At 54.0% G+C, this 5,131-nt stretch carries 4 protein-coding genes; all 4 read left to right on the top strand.

Going from position 1 to position 5,131, the window contains the following annotated elements; all coding sequences use genetic code 11:
- Window positions 1-487 precede the first annotated feature (487 nt).
- Window positions 488-2,431, top strand: coding sequence for an LTA synthase family protein (locus H7U12_RS20780; protein ID WP_186641766.1), 1,944 nt, complete (start codon window positions 488-490; stop codon window positions 2,429-2,431).
- A gap of 332 nt (window positions 2,432-2,763) precedes the next feature.
- The gene (locus H7U12_RS20775) at window positions 2,764-3,000 is read left to right on the top strand and encodes a hypothetical protein (RefSeq protein ID WP_186641764.1); all 237 of its coding nucleotides are present in this window, start codon (window positions 2,764-2,766) and stop codon (window positions 2,998-3,000) included.
- 229 nt (window positions 3,001-3,229) lie between these two features.
- On the top strand, window positions 3,230-3,685 hold the full coding sequence (locus tag H7U12_RS20770; RefSeq protein ID WP_186641762.1) for a MarR family winged helix-turn-helix transcriptional regulator: 456 nt from the start codon (window positions 3,230-3,232) through the stop codon (window positions 3,683-3,685).
- Window positions 3,686-3,740: 55 nt separating this feature from the next.
- A complete protein-coding gene (locus H7U12_RS20765; protein WP_186641760.1) occupies window positions 3,741-4,856 on the top strand; it encodes an alkene reductase in 1,116 nt (371 codons plus the stop codon).
- The last annotated feature ends 275 nt before the right edge of the window (window positions 4,857-5,131 follow it).

Genomic DNA, 5,131 nt, shown 5'->3' with positions numbered 1-5,131 from the left:
CGTCTTCCGGGTTCGCGCTGTTGTTTTAGCCTTGGCCAGCAGGCCTGCCGCATGCGCGGCACCAGGTCTAAAACAAAGGCGCTCTCCCGAAAGACTGGTTTTGTTGCGTTTAGTAGAAGTTCTTCCTGCTTGGAACAGCGAACCACCCCCAGCCCCTCCTTAGCCAAGGAGGGGAGCTTTTCGGCAGGACCTTATTCTCCTCCTCTGATCTGCGGAGCCTTATTCCCCTCCTCGGAGGGGTTAGGGGTGGGTTTAGATACCCATGGTTCAAGTCTGTGACTTGGACCCAAAATGGCCGGAAGTTTGCAAATCAGTAAGCCGTTAACTTTTGAGAACCTTCCCTACGCATCTATATCCTTTATAGCCAGAGCGCGTTTTAGGCCTTCTTTCTGGAAAAGGGGCTGAAAACGGAGGTTGCTTTCGTGGTGGATACCCGGTTTCTATATCTGCTTCGGGTTCAGTAATTTTGCGCTTCTTTTGATAGAACATGATGAAATCCTTTCAGCCGAGCGCGTTGCGCCGGAGCGTGCATCTTGCCATGCTGCTGGCGCTGGGCGTGGCCATGCTGCTGTACACGGTCTGCCGGCTTCTCTTCTACTTTTTCAACCGGGGCTTTTTCGCGGAAACCTCGTTCTCTGATCTGCTATACCTCTTGTGGGGCGGCCTGCGCTTTGATCTGGTGGCGGTGCTGTACACCAATCTGCTGTTCATCGCGCTCATGCTGTTGCCGTTTCGGTTCCGGCACCATCCGGTTTACCGGAAGGTGGTGAAATGGGTGTTTCTGGTCTTTAACGGGCTGGGGCTGGCGCTCAACTGCATCGACTTTATCTATTACCGGTTTACCCTGCGCCGCACCACCGGCAGCGTGGTGAAGGAGTTTGCCAACGAGAACTGGGGCAGTTTCGCCTCCAGCTTTCTCGTTGATTTCTGGTACGTGGCGGTGATCTGGCTGGGCTTGGTAGCGCTGATGGCTTGGCTGTACAACCGCATCCGGCTGGAGAAAGCGCCGGTGTACAATCCGTGGTTCTACTATCCGTGGCACACGGTGCTGCTCGTGTTAACCGTGGGTTTGAGCATTGGCGCCATGCGCGGCGGTTTCCGGCACAGCACGCGGCCCATCACGCTCAGCAACGCCGGCGAGTACGTAGAGCGTCCGCAGGAAATGTATATCGTGCTCAACACGCCGTTCTCCGTTATCAGAACTATCAACAAAACCAGCTACCAGAAGGTGGAATACTTCCCTGAGCAGGAGGTGGCGCAACTGTACTCGCCCCTGCACCAGCCCACCGATTCGGCCCGGTTCCAGAAGAAAAACGTGGTGGTGATTGTGCTGGAGAGCTTCGGAAAGGAGGCCGTGGGCGGCTACAACCACCATCTGGAGAACGGCACCTATACCGGCTTCACGCCGTTTCTGGACTCGCTCATGGGGCACAGCAAAGTGTACTGGAACTCGTTTGCAAACGGCCGGAAATCCATTGACGCGCTGCCCAGCGTGCTCACCAGCATCCCCAGTATTCAGGAACCGTTCGTGCTTACGCAGTACGTGAGCAACAACCTGCCCAGTTTGCCGCGCACCCTTGGGCAAAAGGGCTACCACACCTCCTTCTTCCACGGGGCACCTAACGGCTCCATGGGGTTTGACGCGTTCATGAACCTGATTGGCGTGCAGGACTACTACGGCATGACCGAGTACGGCAAACCCGAGGACTTTGACGGCATGTGGGGCATCTGGGACGAGGAGTTTCTGCAATTCATGGCCGGTAAACTGAACACGTTTCAGGAGCCGTTCATGAGCGCAGTGTTCACCACCTCGTCGCACCACCCGTACAAAGTGCCGGCGCGCTACCAGGGCAAATTCAAGAAAGGACCCTTCGAGATTTTTGAGTGCATCGGGTACTCAGACATGGCCCTGCGGAAGTTCTTCCAGAAAGCCAGCCAGGCCCCGTGGTTCAAGAACACGCTCTTTGTGATCACCGCCGACCACTCGGCCACCCACACCTTCTACCCCGAGTACCAGACTGCCTGGGGCAACTTCGCGGTGCCCATCCTTTTCTACGCCCCCGGCGATGCGGATTTCAAAGGCGTGGAGCGGGAGCGCGTGGTGCAGCAACTGGACATCATGCCCACTGTGCTGGGTTACCTGGGCTACGACCAGCCGTACTTCTCCTTCGGGAAGAACATGCTGAATCCGCAGGAAGGCAACTTCGCGATCAGCTACCAGGGCGGCTATCAATGGACCGAGGGCGATTACTTTCTGCAGTTCAACGGCACCACCACGCTGGGGCTGTTCAACTACAAGGAAGACAAGTTCCTGAAGGAGAACCTCAAAGACAAGGAGCCACTCATCAGGGTAGCCATGGAAAACAAACTGAAGGCATTCATCCAGCAGTACAACAACCGCATGCTGGAAAATCAACTTACGGTGAATTGATTGCTGATTGTTTATTGTTGACATCTCGTTTAGGGGCTGTTTTGGGGAAATGGCCCCTAAACGATCTGCCCTGGCGGAGGATCGCATACGGCACCTGCAAGACATTCAGTCTATAAAGTCTCAAGCTGGAGAACAATGGCCCCTCGTTTTTTATGAATGCATCCAGATGGATGACGTGTTTCCGGCCGTAGCTCTGTCAGGATGAAATAGAACAGTCGTTTGTAGTTTCGTTGATTCTGTGCGCTGGCTGGCTTTAAATTTAACCTTCGCTTTTTGGCAACATCGTTGGGTTTTCCGTAGAGGAGAAAACGTCACCTTCTCTACAGAACATTATGAAAAAGGAAACCTCCGCCCCACTTGCAAGTCGTTCCATCTGGCGATCAGGAATTTTTGTTGCCCTCACCAGCCTGTTTCTGCTGGGTGCCTGCGAAGCGAAAAAGCCGGTAGACCAGGAAGCGGAAGACCGCGACAATGCCACTGACATCACCGAAGACGCGGACCCAGACAGCACCGTTGAATCACCGGCCACCACCGGGTACATCGCTCCATCTGCGCCTAACCTGGGGTAGAGGCGCACTGCTTCGGTCAGATTTTCGGCCAATAGCTCTGTGCGGGCATAAATATTTTTGGCCCCGAAGCAGATCTACAGATTTGCCCTGTTTTGTAAAAAACAGCCGATAAACGGCTTGGAGCGATTGGTTTCTCAAAAGAAACTAGCCGAAAGGGGAACAGAATCTGTACAATAGTTGTATATACAACAGAGCGACGTATATTTGTCGTGCCAATGGCAACAAGCCCATGAAATTAGAGGACGAAATAAAGCAGAAATCATTTGCCAACCCTTACCTGCGCATGGTGGTCAACGTCATGTTCACGGGTAATTGGCTGCAGAAAGCGCTTTCCTGCCAGTTGAAACAATACGGGGTGTCCTTGCAGCAGCACAATGTGCTCATGATTCTGCGGGGCCAGTACCCTAACCCGGCTACGCTGGGCCTTATTCAGGAGCGCATGCTGGACCGGGAGTCCAACGCCACCCGTCTGGTAGACAAACTGCTGGAGAAAGACCTGGTGACCCGTTGCCAATGTGCGGGCAACCGCCGCAAGGTAGATATTCTCATCACCGAGAAAGGTCTGGACCTTCTGAAGCAAACCGATGGAATTATGAGCGACTTGGAGGAAAAGTACCGCCACATCACGCCCTCAGAGGCGACACTGGTGGGCGAGCTCATGGATAAAATCAGAGACTGCCGTTAATATTTTTTTACCTATATAGTTGTATATACAACTCTTGTTTACACAAAATAAAGTTATGAGCCAACTAGAAAATCAACCGCTGTTACAGCCTTACCAGAAAGGTGCTCTAAACCTGAACAACCGTTTAGTGATGGCCCCCATGACCCGCAGCCGGTCCAATAACCCAGAGAATGCCCCTAATGAGCTGAACGCCCTGTACTATGCCCAACGCGCCAGTGCCGGTCTTATCATCTCAGAAGGTACGCCGGTAAGTCCGCAGGGCATCGGCTACATCAACATCCCGGGCATTTACTCGGCTGCGCAGGTAGAAGGCTGGAAAGAAGTGACTAAGGCCGTGCACGAGAAAGGCGGGAAAATCTATGCGCAGCTGTGGCACGTGGGCCGCATGTCGCACCCAGATTTCCACCACGGCGACTTGCCAGTGGCACCCTCAGCCATCAATCCTAATGACCAGGCCTTCACCGCCGAAGGTTTCAAACCAACCGTGACGCCGCGCGCTTTGGAGACTGCTGAAATCAAAGCCATTGTGGAAGATTTCAAAAAAGCCGCCGCTAACGCGGTAGAAGCCGGATTTGACGGTGTGGAAATCCACTCTTCCAACGGCTACCTGTTCCACCAGTTCTTCAGCCGCTGCTCCAACCAGCGCACCGATGAATACGGCGGAACCGCTGAGAACCGCGCCCGTTTCTTCTTCGAGGTGCTGGATGCCGTGAAAGAAGTCATCGACCTGAGCCGCGTGGGCGTTCGTCTGAACCCATCCATGCACGAGCAGTTCGGCATCACCGTGGATGAGGAAACCGCCCCTACGTTTGAGTACATCGTGCAGCGTCTGAACGACTACAACCTGGCTTATCTGCACCTCACTGAGGCGTCCCCTAAAGTGGCCGAGCTGCCGTATGCCATCAAAGAAGTAGCCAAGCATTTCCGTCCGCTGTACAACGGCACGCTCATCATCAACGGCGGCTTCACGCAGGAAACCGGTAATAAAGTGCTGGAAGACGGCCTTGCCGATTTAGTGGCCTTCGGTCGTCCGTTCATCGCCAACCCCGACCTGGTAGAGCGTTTCGCGGAGAACGCCGAGCTGAACGCCCCGGATTACAACACGTTCTACAGCAACACCGCCGAAGTAGGCTACACCGACTACCCTACCCTGGCCGAGGTTTCTGCCTAACCAACCAGAACAATACACAACTGCATATATAGAAAATGGCCGCACGCTTTGTGCGGCTTTTTTCGTTTTAGGGGTGTTTTGTGGAAATGAAGCTAAAACGGAACCTACTCCAGCTTTTCTATGGCGCGGAAGTTACTTCCGTGACTTGCACTCACTGCTCAGAAAGCGCCACCCACCCCTACCCCTCCGAGGAGGGGAGTTTCTCCAACTAGAGTTTTCCTAAATGAAGATAATTCCCTCCTCGGAGGGGTAGGGGTGGGTTATCCGCTTGTGTC

Origin of the sequence: Rufibacter sediminis (genome assembly GCF_014269285.1) — a bacterium.
Classification (GTDB): Bacteria; Bacteroidota; Bacteroidia; order Cytophagales; family Hymenobacteraceae; genus Nibribacter; species Nibribacter sediminis.
This window is presented reverse-complemented; position numbering and strand designations above follow the sequence as displayed.